Below are 14,912 nucleotides of genomic sequence, written 5' to 3'. Positions count from 1 at the left end.
AACGTCCGCCGGACCGGATCACACGGGAAAACCCGGGGTCAACGGTCACAGGTGGTGCGGCGCCAGTAATGGCGCAGCGCCGAAGCGCAGTACCTAACGAAGACGGTAAAAAGCATGAATCTTCACGAGTATCAGGGTAAGCAGCTGTTCGCTGAGTACGGCCTGCCAGTTTCCAAGGGTTTCGCTGTCGATACCCCTGAGCAAGCTGCAGAAGCCTGCGACAAGATCGGCGGGAACGAGTGGGTCGTCAAAGCCCAGGTCCACGCCGGTGGTCGCGGCAAGGCGGGCGGCGTCAAGCTGGTTCGCAGCAAGGAAGACGCCAAGGCGTTCGCTGCTCAGTGGCTGGGCAAGAACCTGGTCACCTACCAGACCGACGCCAACGGTCAGCCAGTTTCCAAGATCCTGGTCGAATCCTGCACTGACATCGCCAAAGAGCTGTACCTGGGCGCTGTAGTCGATCGTTCGAGCCGTCGCATCGTGTTCATGGCCTCCACCGAAGGTGGCGTGGACATCGAGAAAGTCGCTCACGAAACTCCTGAGAAGATCCTCAAGGCCACCATCGATCCGCTGGTCGGCGCTCAGCCGTTCCAGGGTCGTGAACTGGCGTTCCAGCTGGGTCTGGAAGGCAAGCAGGTTCAACAGTTCGCCAAGATCTTCGTAGGCCTGGCCAAGCTGTTCAAGGATCACGATCTGGCCCTGCTGGAAGTGAACCCGCTGGTGATCAAGGCCGACGGCGATCTGCACTGCCTCGATGCCAAGATCAACATCGACGCCAACGCCATGTACCGTCAGCCGAAGCTGAAGACCTTCCACGACCCGTCGCAGGACGACGCCCGTGAAGCCCACGCCGCCAAGTTCGAACTGAACTACGTCGCCCTCGAAGGCAACATCGGCTGCATGGTCAACGGTGCCGGCCTGGCCATGGGTACCATGGACATCGTCAACCTGCACGGCGGCAAGCCAGCCAACTTCCTCGACGTGGGCGGCGGCGCTACCAAAGAGCGCGTTACCGAAGCGTTCAAGATCATTCTGTCCGACAGCAATGTCGCGGCCGTCCTGGTCAACATCTTCGGCGGCATCGTTCGCTGCGACATGATTGCCGAAGGCATCATCGGCGCTGTGAAAGAAGTCGGCGTCAAAGTTCCGGTTGTCGTTCGCCTCGAAGGCAACAACGCCGAACTGGGCGCTAAAGTACTGGCAGAAAGCGGTTTGAACATCATTGCGGCAACCAGCCTGACCGACGCTGCTCAACAAGTTGTCAAAGCTGCGGAGGGCAAGTAATGAGCGTCCTGATCAATAAAGACACCAAAGTCATCTGCCAGGGCTTCACCGGCTCGCAGGGTACTTTCCACTCCGAACAAGCCATCGCCTACGGCACCAAGATGGTCGGCGGCGTCACCCCAGGCAAGGGTGGCACCACCCACCTGGGCCTGCCGGTGTTCAACACCGTGAAAGAAGCCGTAGAAGCCACCGGCGCTGACGCGTCGGTCATCTACGTACCGGCTCCTTTCTGCAAGGACTCGATCCTGGAAGCCGCCTTCGGTGGCATCAAGCTGATCGTCTGCATCACCGAGGGTATTCCTACCCTCGACATGCTGGACGCCAAGGTCAAGTGCGACGAGCTGGGCGTGACCCTGATCGGCCCGAACTGCCCAGGCGTGATCACTCCGGGCGAGTGCAAGATCGGCATCATGCCGGGTCACATCCACCTGCCAGGCAAGGTCGGTATCGTTTCGCGTTCCGGCACCCTGACCTACGAAGCTGTGAAGCAGACCACCGACGCCGGCTTCGGCCAGTCGACCTGCGTCGGCATCGGCGGTGACCCGATCCCGGGCTCCAACTTCATCGACATCCTGAAGCTGTTCCAGGAAGACCCGAAGACCGAAGCGATCGTCATGATTGGTGAGATCGGCGGTTCCGCTGAAGAAGAAGCCGCGGCCTACATCAAGGCCAACGTGACCAAGCCTGTCGTTTCCTACATCGCCGGTGTTACCGCACCTGCGGGCAAGCGCATGGGCCACGCTGGCGCCATCATCTCCGGTGGCAAGGGTACTGCGGACGAGAAGTTCGCCGCCCTGCAGGACGCTGGTGTGAAAACCGTGCGTTCCCTGGCTGATATCGGCAAGGCCCTGGCCGAGCTGACTGGCTGGGAAGTCAAGAAGTAAGTAACACGTAGTACCCCCCACGCGCACAAAGGCCACCTTCGGGTGGCCTTTGTCGTTTTTCCTGGCGATCAGCGGCCGCTCCCACACCTGGGGAAATTCGATCACCTCAATCAGGATTTTCAACCAGACATCTAGCCAAATGAGCAATAAATTGTCGCCTGACACGTTCAACCAGACGACAAACACATACGCACATCGGACAAGCAGCACTGTGCCAGTGCGTTTGTCGGGCAAAACAGGTAGGCTACGCGTTCACTCTGTGCCCGTACCCCAAAAGGGAACGACACGCTAAACGGGTCTGGCTCACCAAGCCGGGCAGCATTTCCCTTCATCCTATGGGAAATCCCCTCCGACTCCCGATTTCAGCAGTGTGGTATTTCCTTAAATGAAAGTGTTAAAAGGCCAGGATATCCTGGCGCTTGGCTTTATGACGTTCGCGCTTTTCGTAGGCGCCGGCAACATCATCTTCCCGCCCATCGTCGGCCTGCAGTCCGGTCCGCACGTGTGGATGGCCGCACTCGGCTTCCTGGTCACCGCCGTGGGCCTGCCGGTCATCACCGTGGTCGCCCTGGCCAAGGTCGGTGGCGGCATGGACGCCCTGAGCAGCCCGATCGGCAAGTTCTTCGGTGGCCTGCTGGCGGCTGTGTGCTACCTCTCGGTCGGCCCGCTGTTCGCCACCCCGCGAACCGCCACCGTGTCGTTCGAAGTGGGCGTTGCGCCGCTGACCGGCGAGAGCCCGACCGCGCTGCTCATCTACAGCATCGTGTACTTCGCCGTGGTCCTGGCCGTATCCATGTACCCAGGCAAGCTGCTCGACACCGTGGGCCGTTTCCTCGCGCCATTGAAGATCATCGCCCTGGCGGTGCTGGGCATCGCCGCCTTCGCCCTGCCTGCCGGCACCATTGGCGAGGCCCAGCCTGCCTACGCCGCCGCCGCGTTCTCCAAAGGCTTCTCCGATGGCTACCTGACCATGGACACCCTGGGTGCCCTGGTCTTCGGTATCGTCATCGTCAACGCCATCCGCTCGCGTGGCGTCGAGTCGCCGAAGCTGATCACCCGCTATGCCATCATCGCCGGCCTGATTGCCGGTGTCGGCCTGGTGCTGGTGTATGTCAGCCTGTTCCACCTCGGCGCGGGCAGCCATGACATCGCCGCCGATGCCACCAACGGCGCGATGGTCCTGCATGCCTATGTGCAGCACACCTTCGGTTCCCTGGGCAGCGGCTTCCTCGCCGTGCTGATCGCCTTGGCCTGCCTGGTGACCGCCGTTGGCCTGACCTGCGCCTGCGCCGAGTACTTCAGCCAGATCCTGCCGCTGTCGTACCGCACCCTGGTGGTGATCCTGGCCGGCTTCTCGCTGGTGATCTCCAACCTGGGCCTGACCAAGCTGATCATGTTCTCGATTCCCGTGCTGACGGCGATCTACCCGCCGTGCATCGTGGTCGTGGGCCTGAGCTTCGTGAAGGACCTGTGGAATTCGCCGACCCGTATCCTGGCCCCGGTCATGCTGGTGTCGCTGGTGTTCGGTGTTGTCGACGCGATCAAGGGCAGCAGCTTTGCCCACGTACTGCCTGACGCCCTGGCTCACCTGCCGTTCAGCAACGAAGGCATGGCCTGGCTGGTGCCTTCGGTGGTTACCCTGGCCGCCGCCGTGGTCTTCGACCGCATGCTGGGCAAGCCGCGCGAGGCGCTGGCCTGATGGATTGAAACCTGAAGGGCAGGGTGCCGGCCACAAGCCGAAGGGCGCCCAGCCACGGTGGATATCGAAACCCCGCTTCCCTTGAGGAGCGGGGTTTTTTGTTGTCTGTCCCGCGATTTGTACTGGATGGCGTGTCTTTTAATGAGCCCGGGCGTCGAAAACCGGTCTGTTTCTCTTTTGCGGGATAACTGCATGACCTTCATCCAAAACAACCTGGGCAACCTGCTGGCCGCGCTATGGTTCGCCATCTGCTGGGGTGGCTACACCCGCTACGCCATCTGGAAGGGGCGCGACACGGCTTGCCTGGCCAGCGTGCTGCACCTGTACCGCGAGGACTGGATGCGGCGCATGCTGCTGCGCGACAACCGCATCGCCGATGCCAGCGTAATCGGCAACCTCGAGCGCAATGCCTCGTTCTTCGCGTCCAGCACGCTGATCATCCTGGCCGGCATTCTCACCGTGCTCGGTGCGTCCGACCGCGCCTTGTCGCTGCTGGCCGACTTGCCGTTGGTACAGCAGGCTTCCCAGGGTATGTCGGAGATCAAGCTGCTATGCCTGGCGATGGTGTTTGTCTACGCCTTCTTCACCTTCAGCTGGTGCATGCGCCAATACAACTTCGCTGCGGTGCTGGTAGGGTCGGCACCGATGATCGGCGAACGTCAGGTCAGTGAGCAGGAGCGCAGGGCATTTGCCTCGCGAGCGGCGCGGGTGCTGTCGTTGGCGGCCAACCAGTTCAACCTTGGGCTGCGCTCCTATTACTTCGGCATGGTCATGTTGTGCTGGTTCATCAGCCCCTGGTTGTTCATGGTCATGAGCGTGGCCGTGGTATTTATCCTTTATCGCCGTGAATTCCATTCCCATGTGCTGGAAGTCATGGTGTTCACGCCAACGGAAAACGTCCCCACCGAGTTGCCCAGGGACACTTCGGGGGCGACCAACTGAAACGTTTCAATCAAAAGTGGCAGGCATAAAAAAACCCGACGCAAGTCGGGTTTTTTCGTTCGGGTCGATTACTGCTTGGCCGGCTCGGCTGGGGCAGTTGGCGCGGCCGGAGCAGCTTCCTCGGCGGCCTTCTGCTGCGCTTCGGCCTGATCTTTGGCGGCTTCGGCGTTTTCCTTGGCGGCTTCGTTCATCTTATCCTGAGCTTCGCCCATCTTCTCCTGGGCTTGCTCGGCGTGTTGCTGTGCGTCCTGGGCTTTGTCTTCGCTCGCTTTATCGCAAGCAGCCAGGCCCATGGCAGCGGCCAGCATCAGAGCAAAAGCAAAAGGTTTACGCATGGGGTGTTTCTCCTGGGTGGAATAACTTTACTTGTACCTTCGAGTTCGCCGGGTACGAAGAAGTTCCACAAAGGTTACAGATATATAACTGCCCGACCTATATGGACTTTTTATCCATTTTATGAAGCGAGGGACAATGAACGAGACGCCATTGATGGCGATGGCCGAGCGTTTTCTCTCGGCGCTGAAACATTGCCAGGTATTGCAGATGCGCGTGCACCACGCCGACGCCGACGGCATGACGCTGGTGCTGCCCTGGTCACCGGCCATTGTCGGCAATCCGCAGAACGGCGCGGTGCACGGCGGCGTGCTGACCACGCTGATGGACACCACCTGCGGCATGGCCACGCTCTGCGCGCTGCCGCGATTCGAGGTGTGCCCGACCCTGGACCTGCGCATCGACTACATGCACCCGGCCGAGGCCGGCAAGGATATCTTCGGCCATGCCCAGTGCTACCGGGTGACCCGCGATGTCATCTTCACCCGCGGCACCGCCTACCAGGACGACCCTGAGCAGCCGATCTGCCAGGTGGTCGGCACCTTCATGCGCCTGGGGCAGGACGTCAAGGGCGGCATCCGCTTCGGCAACAGCCTCAAGGAGGGCCGCGCGTGATTCCCGCCGATATCCGTCAACAGTTGAACCAGGCCCATGCGCGGGGCGACTACCAGCCCCTGCTGGCGTTGATCCCGTATGCCGGGCTGATCGGCATCGAATGCGAGCGCCAGGGCGACGACCTGCTGTTCCGTCTGCCGGCCAACCCCGACAACATCGGCAATCCGCTGCTGCCGGCGATCCATGGCGGCGTCATCGCCGGCTTCATGGAGCTGTCCGCGGCGCTCTACCTGCTGATCTACAGCGAGAGCGCGAGTATTCCGAAGATCATCGATTTCTCCATCGACTACCTGCGCGCCGGGCATTTTCGCGACACTTATGCCCAGTGTCAGCTGTGGCGCCAGGGGCGGCGGGTGACCAACGTCGCCATCACCGCCTGGCAGGGTGATCGCGACACGCCGATCGCCACGGCGCGCGCGCATTTCAAGATCGAACCGGAAAAGCCCTTGAAATAGTCAGGGCTGCCCCCATCTGTTGGACATCCGCCATCAAAAGCAGGCCAGACGGCCGCCAGGCGCCAACAACCAACAGATTGGAGTTTTGAAGACCATGAGTGTGGAGACTCAAAAAGAAACCCTGGGCTTCCAGACCGAGGTAAAGCAGCTGCTGCACCTCATGATCCATTCCCTGTATTCGAACAAGGAAATCTTCCTGCGCGAGCTGGTCTCCAACGCCTCCGACGCCGTCGACAAGCTGCGTTTCGAGGCCCTGGCCAAGCCCGAGCTGCTTGAAGGTGGCGCCGAACTGAAGATCCGCGTGAGCTTCGACAAGGCCGCCAATACCGTGACCCTCGAGGACAACGGTATCGGCATGAGCCGCGAAGACGTCATCGCCCACCTGGGCACCATTGCCAAGTCCGGCACCGCCGACTTCATGAAGAATCTCACCGGTGACCAGAAGAAGGACTCGCACCTGATCGGTCAGTTCGGCGTGGGCTTCTACTCCGCATTCATCGTCGCCGACAAGGTCGATGTGTTCAGCCGTCGTGCCGGGCTGCCGTCCGCCGAAGGCGTGCACTGGTCGTCCAAGGGCGAGGGCGACTTCGAAGTTGCCACGGTCGACAAGCCAGAGCGCGGCACCCGTATTGTCCTGCACCTGAAGAAGGGCGAGGACGAGTTCGCCGATGGCTGGCGTCTGCGCAACATCATCAAGAAATACTCCGATCACATCGCCTTGCCGATCGAGCTGCCGAAAGAACAAGCTGCGGCCGCTGAAGGTGAAGAGCAGCCGACGCAGGAGTGGGAAACCGTCAACCGTGCCAGCGCCCTGTGGACCCGTTCGCGTACCGAGGTCAAGGACGAGGAATACCAGGAGTTCTACAAGCACATCGGTCATGACTTCGAGAACCCGCTGGCCTGGAGCCACAACAAGGTCGAAGGCAAGCTCGAATACAACTCGCTGCTGTACGTGCCGGCCCGCGCGCCGTTCGACCTGTACCAGCGCGAAGCGCCACGCGGCCTGAAGCTGTACGTGCAGCGCGTGTTCATCATGGACCAGGCCGAGTCGTTCCTGCCGCTGTACCTGCGCTTCATCAAGGGCGTGGTCGACTCCAACGACCTGTCGCTGAACGTTTCCCGCGAGATCCTGCAGAAGGATCCGATCATCGATTCGATGAAGACCGCGCTGACCAAGCGCGTGCTGGACATGCTGGAGAAGCTGGCGAAGAACGAACCCGAGCAATACAAGGGCTTCTGGAAGAACTTCGGCCAGGTGCTGAAGGAAGGCCCGGCCGAGGACTTCGCCAACAAGGAGAAGATCGCAAGCCTGCTGCGCTTTGCCTCCACCCATGACGATAGCGGCGAGCAGAGCGTCGCCCTGGCCGACTACCTGGCCCGCGCCAAGGAAGGCCAGGACAAGATCTACTTCCTGACCGGCGAATCCTACGCCCAGGTCAAGAACAGCCCGCACCTGGAAGTCTTCCGCAAGAAAGGCATCGAAGTGCTGCTGCTGACCGACCGCATCGACGAGTGGCTGATGAGCTACCTCAGCGAGTTCGATGGCAAGGCCTTCGTCGACGTCGCCCGTGGCGACCTGGACCTGGGCAAGCTGGACTCCGAAGAGGACAAGAAGGCCCAGGAAGAAGTCGCCAAGGACAAGGAAGGCCTGGTCGAGCGCCTGAAGGGCGCGCTGGGTGACAGCGTGGCCGAAGTGCGTGTCTCGCACCGCCTGACCGACTCGCCGGCGATCCTGGCCATCGGCGAACAGGACCTGGGCCTGCAGATGCGCCAGATCCTCGAGGCCAGCGGGCAGAAGGTGCCGGAGTCCAAGCCGATCTTCGAGTTCAACCCGACCCACCCGCTGATCGAGAAGCTCGATGGCGAGCAGAGCGAAGACCGCTTCGCCGAGCTTTCGCACATCCTGTTCGACCAGGCGGCCCTGGCGGCCGGCGACAGCCTGAAGGACCCGGCGGCCTATGTGCGTCGCCTCAACAAGCTGCTGGTCGAGCTGTCCGCTTGATCTGACGCAGACAAAGCCCGCTTCGGCGGGCTTTTTCGTTTCTGGCGGGGACTCACTTGTGGGAGCGGGCCCGCGATACCTGCTTCGCGGGGCAAGCCCGCTCCCACGAATACATCTATCATGTGCTGACCCGTGAAGCCCAAGGAGAGCTGAATGAGCAAGGTCATCGTCGAATCGCTTGTCTATCACCTGTCAGGCAAAGCCTACGAAAGCCGTCTGGTCTACACCCAGGGCGCGCTGCCGCAGCCGGGCCTGGTGATGGCGCCGAACTGGATGGGTATCGGCGAGGGCGCCGAACGTATCGCCAAGGAAGTGGCCGAGCAAGGCTATGTGGTGCTGATCGCCGACCTGTACGGCCAGTCGGTACGTCCGTCCAATGCCGACGAGGCGGGCGCGGCGATGATGCCGCTGAAGAACGATCGCGCCGAGCTGCGCAAGCGCATGCAGGAGGCGCTGGCGCAGTTGGTGGGGCAATCGAAGGCCTTGCTGGAGCCCGGCAAGGTGGCCACCTTCGGCTTCTGCTTCGGCGGCTGCTGCGCCCTGGAGCTGGCCCGTACCGGCGCTGACCTGAAGGCGGCAGTGTCATTCCATGGCACCCTGGATACGCCGAACCCCGAAGATGCCAAGCGTATCAAAGGCTCGGTGTTGGTCCTTCATGGCGCCTCTGACCCGCTGGTGCCCAAAGAGCAGCTACCGGCCTTCGAGGAGGAGATGAACGCCGCTAAAGTCGACTGGCAGTTGCTCAGCTACGGCGGTGCGGTGCACTCGTTCACCGACCCGAATGCCAATGTGCCGGGCAAGATGCAGTATGACCGGCGTACGTCCGAGCGGGCGTTCCGCTCAATGCATAACTTGCTCAAGGAAGTGTTCCAGCGCTGATACCGCAGGGGGCCGCTTTGCGGCCCCAATTCAGCGAGGCAACTCGATTCTCGAAGTTTCCCCCGGCACCGTCGGCCAATCCCCAGCCGCCCAGCGCGCCCGGGCTTGTTCTATCAATGCCGGATCACTGGCCACAAAATTCCAGTTCATCCGCCGCGGTCCATCCAGCGGCGCGCCGCCGATCAGCACCAGCTGGCACTCATCCTCGGCATACAAGCTCACGGCTTCGCCCTCAGGCAGCACGACCAGGCTGCATGGCTGGACTTCCTCGTCATCCAGCATCAGCTCGCCTTCGAGCAGATACAGCGCGCGCTGTGCATGTTCCGTTGGCACGATCAGTGTGGTGGCCGGCTGCATGCGCACATGGGCATAGAGCGTGGGGGAGAGCACGGGCACGGGGGACTCCAGGCAGAAGCCTTTGCCGGCAATCATGCGGATCTGCACGCCCAGGCTGTCGCTGAGCGGGAGGCTGGCCGCTGGATGGTGGCTGTAGCTCGCCGGCCCTTGTTCGGCGCTTTGCGGGGAAGCCAGCCATACCTGCAGTCCATGCAGGCGCGAGCCTTTGCGAAACACTTCTGCCGGCGTGCGCTCGACATGCGCCACGCCTGCGCCGGCGGTCATCCAACTGACATCCCCCGGCAGCACGCGCTGGTCCGAACCCAGGCTGTCCTTGTGCTGAATCTCGCCTTCGAACAGGTAGGTAAGGGTGGACAGGCCAATATGCGGATGCTGGCGAATGTCCATGCCATGCCCCGGCGCGTAGTCGGTTTCCAGCATATGGTCGAAGAACACGAAAGGGCCGACGCTGCGGCACTGCGCCGAGGGCAGCGGGCGCAGGATCGGCTGGCCCTCGACCGATTCGGCACGTGGGCGGATGACCAGGGGACTGCTCATGGCGAAACTCCTTGAGGGATGCCTGCAAGCATAGCGTTTCACCGTCCGTGGCTGAACCGTCGCGGGCGCTGTCCGGTCTACTCTTGCGGGACCGGCAAAGGAGGCTTCGATGATCGCCCGCACACTGGCTTGCCTGTTGCTGAGCACAGGCCTGTTCGACGCCGCGCAGGCCCGCGACTACCGCTACAGCGATGCGCACCTGCACTACGTGGACTTCTTCCAGGAAACCGAGGGCATGCCGGCGCTGCTCAAGGCCATGGACGCGGCCGGGGTGGAGCAGTCGATGATCTCCGGCATCCCGGTGGCCAAGAAGTGGCATGAGGATGAGCCCAAGCGCCCGCGCTATTACGCCGGGGACGACGCTGACGCTTACTGGTACAGCGCCACCGACCTGTATGTCGCCGCCGCGTTGCAGAAGCTGACAGCGGAGCAACGCCGTCGCTTCCACCCGTTCCTCACCGGCTTCAATCCGGTGGACAAGAACGCCGTCAGTCATATCGAGCGCATGCTCGACCTCTATCCGGGGTTGTGGCAGGGCATCGGCGAAGTATTCACCCGCCATGACGACCTCACCGCCCTGACCAGCGGCGATACGCCGCGGGCCAACAATGAAGCCATGACCCGTATCTATCACCTAGCTGCCGAGCGCGACCTGCCGGTGCTGTTGCATTCGAACATCACCTCCAAGCGCGAACGCAACCCGCTGTACCTGGCCGAGATCGAGGAACCGCTGCGCAACCACCCGCATACCCGCTTCATCTGGGCGCATGCTGGCAGCAGCGTGGAGATCCACCGGCATCAGGAGCAGATGGATTTTCTTTTGCCGGTGCTGACCCGGCTGCTGGAGGACTACCCGAACCTGTATGTCGACCTGTCCTGGAGCGTCCTCGAGCCCTACCTGCTCGACCCGCAGGGTGCACCGCGCCAGGACTGGGTGGCATTGGTCGAGCGCTTCCCGCAGCGCTTCGTGCTCGGCTCCGATCTTGTGGGACGGTTCGACAGCCTGGGTGAGCAGATGCACGGTTTCGACCCCTTCCTCGATGCCTTGCCGGCAGCGGTGGCGGAGCAGGTGAGTCGGACAAATTTTCTCAATCTGCTGCCAAAAGCGGCGAAGTAGCGCGTTATAGCAGTAGATAGCTTTTTGATATCGCCTTTTCGTCTTACGCAATTTCCAGGCGGCCCGATACCTTCATTAAGCGACGGAACAATGCTTTTGGGAGGGATCCTGGAAATGAGCCTGAGACGCTTGAATATCGCCCCGCGCGCGGGACTGGGCTTCGGCATCATGGCGCTGCTGGTGGTGGCGCTGGGCGGCTTCGCGCTGCAGCAGATGACCAGCATGCGCCAGCAGTCCGAGCAGGTCGACAACAACTGGTTGCCGAGCGTGATCTCGGTGGGCCGCATGACCCAGGACATGCTGCGCATCCGCGCCTTGACCCTGCGCCTGCTGGTCAACACCGACCCGGCGGCCCAGCAGCAGAACCGTGCCCGCATCGAAGAGATCAAGGGCGGCCTGAGCAAGGCCCAGAACCATTACGATGGGTTGATCGTGCTGCCTGAGGAGCGGACCTTGTTCGACCGCTACCAGGTCCTCGAGCGCCAGTACATGATCTTGCAGGGGCAGGTGGTGCAGCTGGCCACCGATGGGCATGTCCAGGCGGCGGCGGCGCTGGTCAACGGCGAGATGAACCAGTTGGCCGACCAGATGACCGCCACGCTCAACGAGCTGATCGAGCTGAACAACCACCAGGCCAACTCCGCCACCGACCTGGCCGAGGCCGTGTACAACGGCGCGAAGGTGTGGGTCGGCGTGCTGCTGGTGATCGCCCTGAGTCTCACCGTGGTCCTCGCCCTGGCCCTGACCCGCAGCATCGTGCGACCGCTCGGGCAGTCGCTGAAGGTCGCCGAGACGGTCGCCACGGGCGACCTCACGCCGCAGATCACCGTGCAGGGTGACGATGAGCCGGCGCGCTTGCTGGCGGCGCTCAAGAGCATGCAGCAGAGCCTGCGCGAAACCATCGGGCGGATTTCCGACTCGGCCAGCCAGCTGGCCTCGGCGTCCGAAGAACTGAGCGCGGTCACCGAGGACGCCACCCGTGGCCTGCAGCAGCAGAGCATGGAGATCGAGCAGGCCGCGACCGCGGTGAACCAGATGACGGCGGCGGTGGAGGAGGTGGCGAGCAATGCGGTGGCCACCTCGGAGGCTTCCCGCGAGTCCGACCAGATCGCCCGCCGTGGGCGCGAGCAGGTGCAGGCCACGGTCACCGCCATCGAGGCGCTGGCCAATGGCGTGGCGGGCAACGCCGAAGAGGTGGGGCATCTGGCCCAGCAGGTGCACGACATCAGCAAGGTGCTGGATGTGATCGGCTCGATCGCCGAACAGACCAATCTGCTGGCGCTCAATGCCGCCATCGAGGCGGCGCGGGCCGGCGAGGCCGGGCGCGGGTTCGCCGTGGTCGCCGACGAGGTGCGGGCGCTGGCCCATCGTACACAGTCCTCGACCCAGGAAATCGAGCAGATGATCGTGGCTATTCGCAGTGGGGCCGAGCGGGCCGTGCAGGGTATGCAGCACAGCGACGCCCAGGCCCGTTCGACCTTGGACGGCGCTCATGCCGCCGGCCAGGCGCTGGAAGCGATCGCAGCGGCCATCGGCCAGATCAACGAGCGCAACCTGGTGATCGCCAGTGCCTCGGAGCAGCAGGCCCAGGTGGCGCGGGAGGTGGATCGCAACCTGACCACCATCCGCGACCTGGCGCACCAGTCCTCGGCCGGGGCCGAAGAGACGTCCGCCGCAAGCCAGGCGCTGTCGCGATTGGCGGTGGACCTGAATACCCTGGTGCAACGGTTTTCCGTTTAGAGACCTGGCCCGTGTAGGAGCGGCCTTGTGCCGCGAAAGGGGCGCGAAGCGGCCCCAGGATACTGGCCTCACCGATGAATCACCGGGGGCGCTTCCGCGCCCCTTTCGCGGCACAAGGCCGCTCCTGCAGGTGGATGTGATTCGTCCGGCAGCACAAACAAAAACGCCCGGACCAAGGTCCGGGCGTTCTCGTTCAGCAGATCAAGCGATCACTTGCCAGTCCAGCGCTTGAGCACCAGGGTGGCGTTGGTGCCGCCGAAGCCGAAGCTGTTGCTCATGACCGTGTCGATCTTGGCGTTCTCTTCGGTCTTGCGCAGTACCGGCAGGTCGGCGACTTCCGGGTCCAGCTCGTCGATGTTGGCGGAGCCGGCGATGAAGTTGTTCTCCATCATCAGCAGGCAGTAGATCGCCTCGTGCACGCCCGCGGCGCCCAGCGAGTGGCCCGACAGGCTCTTGGTCGAGCTGATCTTGGGTGCCTTGTCGCCGAACACTTCACGCACGCCCTTCATCTCGGCGACGTCGCCGACCGGGGTGGAGGTGCCGTGGGTGTTCAGGTAGTCGATCGGGGTGTCGACGGTGGACAGCGCCTGCTGCATGCAGCGGATCGCGCCTTCGCCACTTGGGGCGACCATGTCGTAGCCGTCGGAAGTTGCGCCGTAGCCGACGATCTCGGCGTAGATCTTGGCGCCACGGGCCAGGGCGTGTTCCAGCTCCTCGACCACCACCATGCCGCCGCCGCCGGCGATGACGAAGCCATCACGGTCGGCGTCGTAGGCGCGCGAGGCCAGTTCCGGGGTTTCGTTGCGCTTGGTCGACAGGGCGCCCATGGCGTCGAACAGGAACGACTGGCTCCAGTGCTCTTCTTCACCGCCACCGGCGAAGACGATGTCCTGCTTGCCCCACTGGATCTGCTCCAGGGCGGTGCCGATGCAGTGCGCGGAGGTGGCGCAGGCCGACGAGATCGAGTAGTTGATGCCCTTGATCTTGAACGGGGTGGCCAGGCACGCCGACACGGTGCTGCCCATGGTGCGGGTGACACGGTAGGGGCCGACACGCTTGACGCCTTTTTCGCGCAGGGTGTCCAGGGCTTCCATCTGGTTCAGGGTGGAAGCGCCGCCGGAGCCGGCAACCAGGCCGGTACGCGGGTTGGAAACCTGCTCTTCGGTCAGGCCCGAGTCCTTGATCGCGTCCTGCATTGCCAGGTAGGCATAGGCGGCGGCGTGGCCGACGAAGCGATAGACCTTGCGGTCGATCAGCTCTTCGAGGTTGAGGTCGATGGAACCGGAAACCTGGCTACGCAGCCCCATTTCCTTGTATTCCGGGTTGTAACGGATACCCGGACGGCTGTTGCGCAGGTTTTCGGTGACGGTAGCTTTGTCATTGCCCAGGCACGATACGATGCCCAGACCAGTGATCACGACGCGGCGCATGCGAATAACCCTTAGAAATTGTCAGTGGAGGTGAACACGCCGACCCGCAGGCCTTCGGCGGTGTAGATCTCGCGACCGTCGACGCTGACCGAGCCATCGGCGATGGCCATGTTCAGCTTGCCCTTCAGGACGCGCTTGATATGAATGTTGTAGGTGACTTTCTTGGCGGTAGGCAATACCTGGCCGAAGAATTTCACTTCGCCCGAACCCAGGGCGCGGCCACGGCCCGGCAGGCCCTGCCAGCCGAGGAAGAAACCGACCAGCTGCCACATGGCGTCCAGGCCCAGGCAGCCCGGCATCACCGGATCGCCTTCGAAGTGGCAGGCGAAGAACCACAGGTCCGGATTGATATCCAGCTCGGCGACCAATTCACCTTTGCCGAACTTGCCGCCTTCCTCGCTGATATGGGTGATGCGATCGACCATCAGCATGTTCGGGGCGGGCAGTTGCGCATTACCGGGGCCGAACAGCTCACCGCGACTGCAGCGCAGCAGGTCTTCCCGAGTAAAGGCGTGTTGTTTGGTCATGCGAGCTCCTCAATAACCCCCTGCGGCAGGGGATGAATCTTCCCGGCCGGCCCGAAGCGCGTGGCATTCGAGGCGGCAGCCTACAGGTAGACTATTGCGTTGTGGTGAAAGTCA

At 62.7% G+C, this 14,912-nt stretch carries 14 protein-coding genes; 10 read left to right on the top strand and 4 right to left on the bottom strand.

Annotation, left to right across the window (positions count from 1 at the left end; genetic code table 11):
- The first annotated feature begins 114 nt into the window (after positions 1–114).
- The 4 genes from sucC to HU735_RS23365 all read left to right on the top strand — a co-directional run bounded on the left by sucC (position 115) and on the right by HU735_RS23365 (position 4,806).
- Positions 115–1,281, top strand: a complete 1,167-nt coding sequence (gene sucC / locus HU735_RS23380) for an ADP-forming succinate--CoA ligase subunit beta (protein ID WP_003254205.1) — start codon at positions 115–117, stop codon at positions 1,279–1,281.
- The gene (sucD, locus tag HU735_RS23375; RefSeq protein ID WP_004376004.1) at positions 1,281–2,165 is read left to right on the top strand and encodes a succinate--CoA ligase subunit alpha; all 885 of its coding nucleotides are present in this window, start codon (positions 1,281–1,283) and stop codon (positions 2,163–2,165) included. Before sucC ends, sucD begins: the two co-directional genes overlap by 1 nt.
- Positions 2,166–2,550: 385 nt before the next feature.
- The gene (gene brnQ / locus HU735_RS23370) at positions 2,551–3,864 is read left to right on the top strand and encodes a branched-chain amino acid transport system II carrier protein (RefSeq protein ID WP_186715677.1); all 1,314 of its coding nucleotides are present in this window, start codon (positions 2,551–2,553) and stop codon (positions 3,862–3,864) included.
- Between the two features lie 192 nt (positions 3,865–4,056).
- Positions 4,057–4,806: a DUF599 family protein gene (locus HU735_RS23365; RefSeq protein ID WP_186715675.1), complete on the top strand. Its 750-nt coding sequence runs from the start codon at positions 4,057–4,059 to the stop codon at positions 4,804–4,806.
- A gap of 68 nt (positions 4,807–4,874) precedes the next feature.
- Here the strand turns inward: HU735_RS23365 and HU735_RS23360 are convergent, their stop codons facing one another.
- Positions 4,875–5,141 carry a hypothetical protein gene (locus HU735_RS23360; RefSeq protein WP_011534745.1) on the bottom strand — a complete coding sequence of 89 codons (267 nt, stop codon included), beginning with the start codon at positions 5,139–5,141 and terminating at the stop codon, positions 4,875–4,877.
- A 136-nt stretch (positions 5,142–5,277) separates the two neighbouring features.
- On the opposite strand from HU735_RS23360, the gene HU735_RS23355 reads away from it, so the two are divergent.
- The 4 genes from HU735_RS23355 (at position 5,278) to HU735_RS23340 (ending at position 9,090) form a co-directional block, all read left to right on the top strand.
- Complete coding sequence (locus HU735_RS23355) at positions 5,278–5,754, top strand: PaaI family thioesterase (RefSeq protein WP_186715673.1); 477 nt, start codon at positions 5,278–5,280, stop codon at positions 5,752–5,754.
- Positions 5,751–6,209, top strand: coding sequence for a PaaI family thioesterase (locus HU735_RS23350; RefSeq protein WP_050706515.1), 459 nt, complete (start codon positions 5,751–5,753; stop codon positions 6,207–6,209). Before HU735_RS23355 ends, HU735_RS23350 begins: the two co-directional genes overlap by 4 nt.
- Positions 6,210–6,303: 94 nt before the next feature.
- Positions 6,304–8,211 carry a molecular chaperone HtpG gene (htpG, locus tag HU735_RS23345; RefSeq protein ID WP_186715672.1) on the top strand — a complete coding sequence of 636 codons (1,908 nt, stop codon included), beginning with the start codon at positions 6,304–6,306 and terminating at the stop codon, positions 8,209–8,211.
- 153 nt (positions 8,212–8,364) lie between these two features.
- Entirely contained in the window at positions 8,365–9,090 is a 726-nt protein-coding gene (locus tag HU735_RS23340; RefSeq protein ID WP_050706513.1) for a dienelactone hydrolase family protein, read from the top strand.
- A gap of 30 nt (positions 9,091–9,120) precedes the next feature.
- On the opposite strand, the gene HU735_RS23335 is transcribed toward HU735_RS23340, so the two are convergent.
- Complete coding sequence (locus HU735_RS23335) at positions 9,121–9,984, bottom strand: pirin family protein (protein WP_186715671.1); 864 nt, start codon at positions 9,982–9,984, stop codon at positions 9,121–9,123.
- 109 nt (positions 9,985–10,093) lie between these two features.
- Here HU735_RS23335 and HU735_RS23330 point away from each other — a divergent pair, with 109 nt between their 5' ends.
- A complete protein-coding gene (locus tag HU735_RS23330; protein WP_186715670.1) occupies positions 10,094–11,101 on the top strand; it encodes an amidohydrolase family protein in 1,008 nt (335 codons plus the stop codon).
- A gap of 114 nt (positions 11,102–11,215) precedes the next feature.
- Positions 11,216–12,841: a methyl-accepting chemotaxis protein gene (locus HU735_RS23325; RefSeq protein WP_186715669.1), complete on the top strand. Its 1,626-nt coding sequence runs from the start codon at positions 11,216–11,218 to the stop codon at positions 12,839–12,841.
- Between the two features lie 209 nt (positions 12,842–13,050).
- Here HU735_RS23325 and fabB read toward each other — a convergent pair whose 3' ends face one another.
- Both fabB and fabA read right to left on the bottom strand, forming a co-directional pair.
- Entirely contained in the window at positions 13,051–14,271 is a 1,221-nt protein-coding gene (fabB, locus tag HU735_RS23320) for a beta-ketoacyl-ACP synthase I (protein WP_050706509.1), read from the bottom strand.
- Between the two features lie 11 nt (positions 14,272–14,282).
- The gene (gene fabA / locus HU735_RS23315; RefSeq protein WP_102684717.1) at positions 14,283–14,798 is read right to left on the bottom strand and encodes a 3-hydroxyacyl-[acyl-carrier-protein] dehydratase FabA; all 516 of its coding nucleotides are present in this window, start codon (positions 14,796–14,798) and stop codon (positions 14,283–14,285) included.
- Positions 14,799–14,912 lie beyond the last annotated feature (114 nt).

It is taken from the genome of Pseudomonas sp. BW16M2 (assembly GCF_014268865.1).
GTDB lineage: Bacteria > Pseudomonadota > Gammaproteobacteria > Pseudomonadales > Pseudomonadaceae > Aquipseudomonas > Aquipseudomonas peradeniyensis.
Note: the sequence above shows the minus strand (reverse complement) of the source record. Positions and strands in the feature narration are given on the sequence as shown.

Excerpts from the sequence above, each read along its gene's own strand:
- HU735_RS23325 (WP_186715669.1), top strand. The coding sequence starts at position 11,216 with ATGAGCCTGAGACGCTTGAATATCGCCCCGCGCGCGGGACTGGGCTTC.
- HU735_RS23360 (WP_011534745.1), bottom strand. The coding sequence starts at position 5,141 with ATGCGTAAACCTTTTGCTTTTGCTCTGATGCTGGCCGCTGCCATGGGC.
- HU735_RS23335 (WP_186715671.1), bottom strand. The coding sequence starts at position 9,984 with ATGAGCAGTCCCCTGGTCATCCGCCCACGTGCCGAATCGGTCGAGGGC.
- sucD (WP_004376004.1), top strand. The coding sequence starts at position 1,281 with ATGAGCGTCCTGATCAATAAAGACACCAAAGTCATCTGCCAGGGCTTC.
- brnQ (WP_186715677.1), top strand. The coding sequence starts at position 2,551 with ATGAAAGTGTTAAAAGGCCAGGATATCCTGGCGCTTGGCTTTATGACG.
- HU735_RS23365 (WP_186715675.1), top strand. The coding sequence starts at position 4,057 with ATGACCTTCATCCAAAACAACCTGGGCAACCTGCTGGCCGCGCTATGG.
- htpG (WP_186715672.1), top strand. The coding sequence starts at position 6,304 with ATGAGTGTGGAGACTCAAAAAGAAACCCTGGGCTTCCAGACCGAGGTA.
- sucC (WP_003254205.1), top strand. The coding sequence starts at position 115 with ATGAATCTTCACGAGTATCAGGGTAAGCAGCTGTTCGCTGAGTACGGC.
- HU735_RS23355 (WP_186715673.1), top strand. The coding sequence starts at position 5,278 with ATGAACGAGACGCCATTGATGGCGATGGCCGAGCGTTTTCTCTCGGCG.
- HU735_RS23330 (WP_186715670.1), top strand. The coding sequence starts at position 10,094 with ATGATCGCCCGCACACTGGCTTGCCTGTTGCTGAGCACAGGCCTGTTC.
- HU735_RS23340 (WP_050706513.1), top strand. The coding sequence starts at position 8,365 with ATGAGCAAGGTCATCGTCGAATCGCTTGTCTATCACCTGTCAGGCAAA.
- fabB (WP_050706509.1), bottom strand. The coding sequence starts at position 14,271 with ATGCGCCGCGTCGTGATCACTGGTCTGGGCATCGTATCGTGCCTGGGC.
- fabA (WP_102684717.1), bottom strand. The coding sequence starts at position 14,798 with ATGACCAAACAACACGCCTTTACTCGGGAAGACCTGCTGCGCTGCAGT.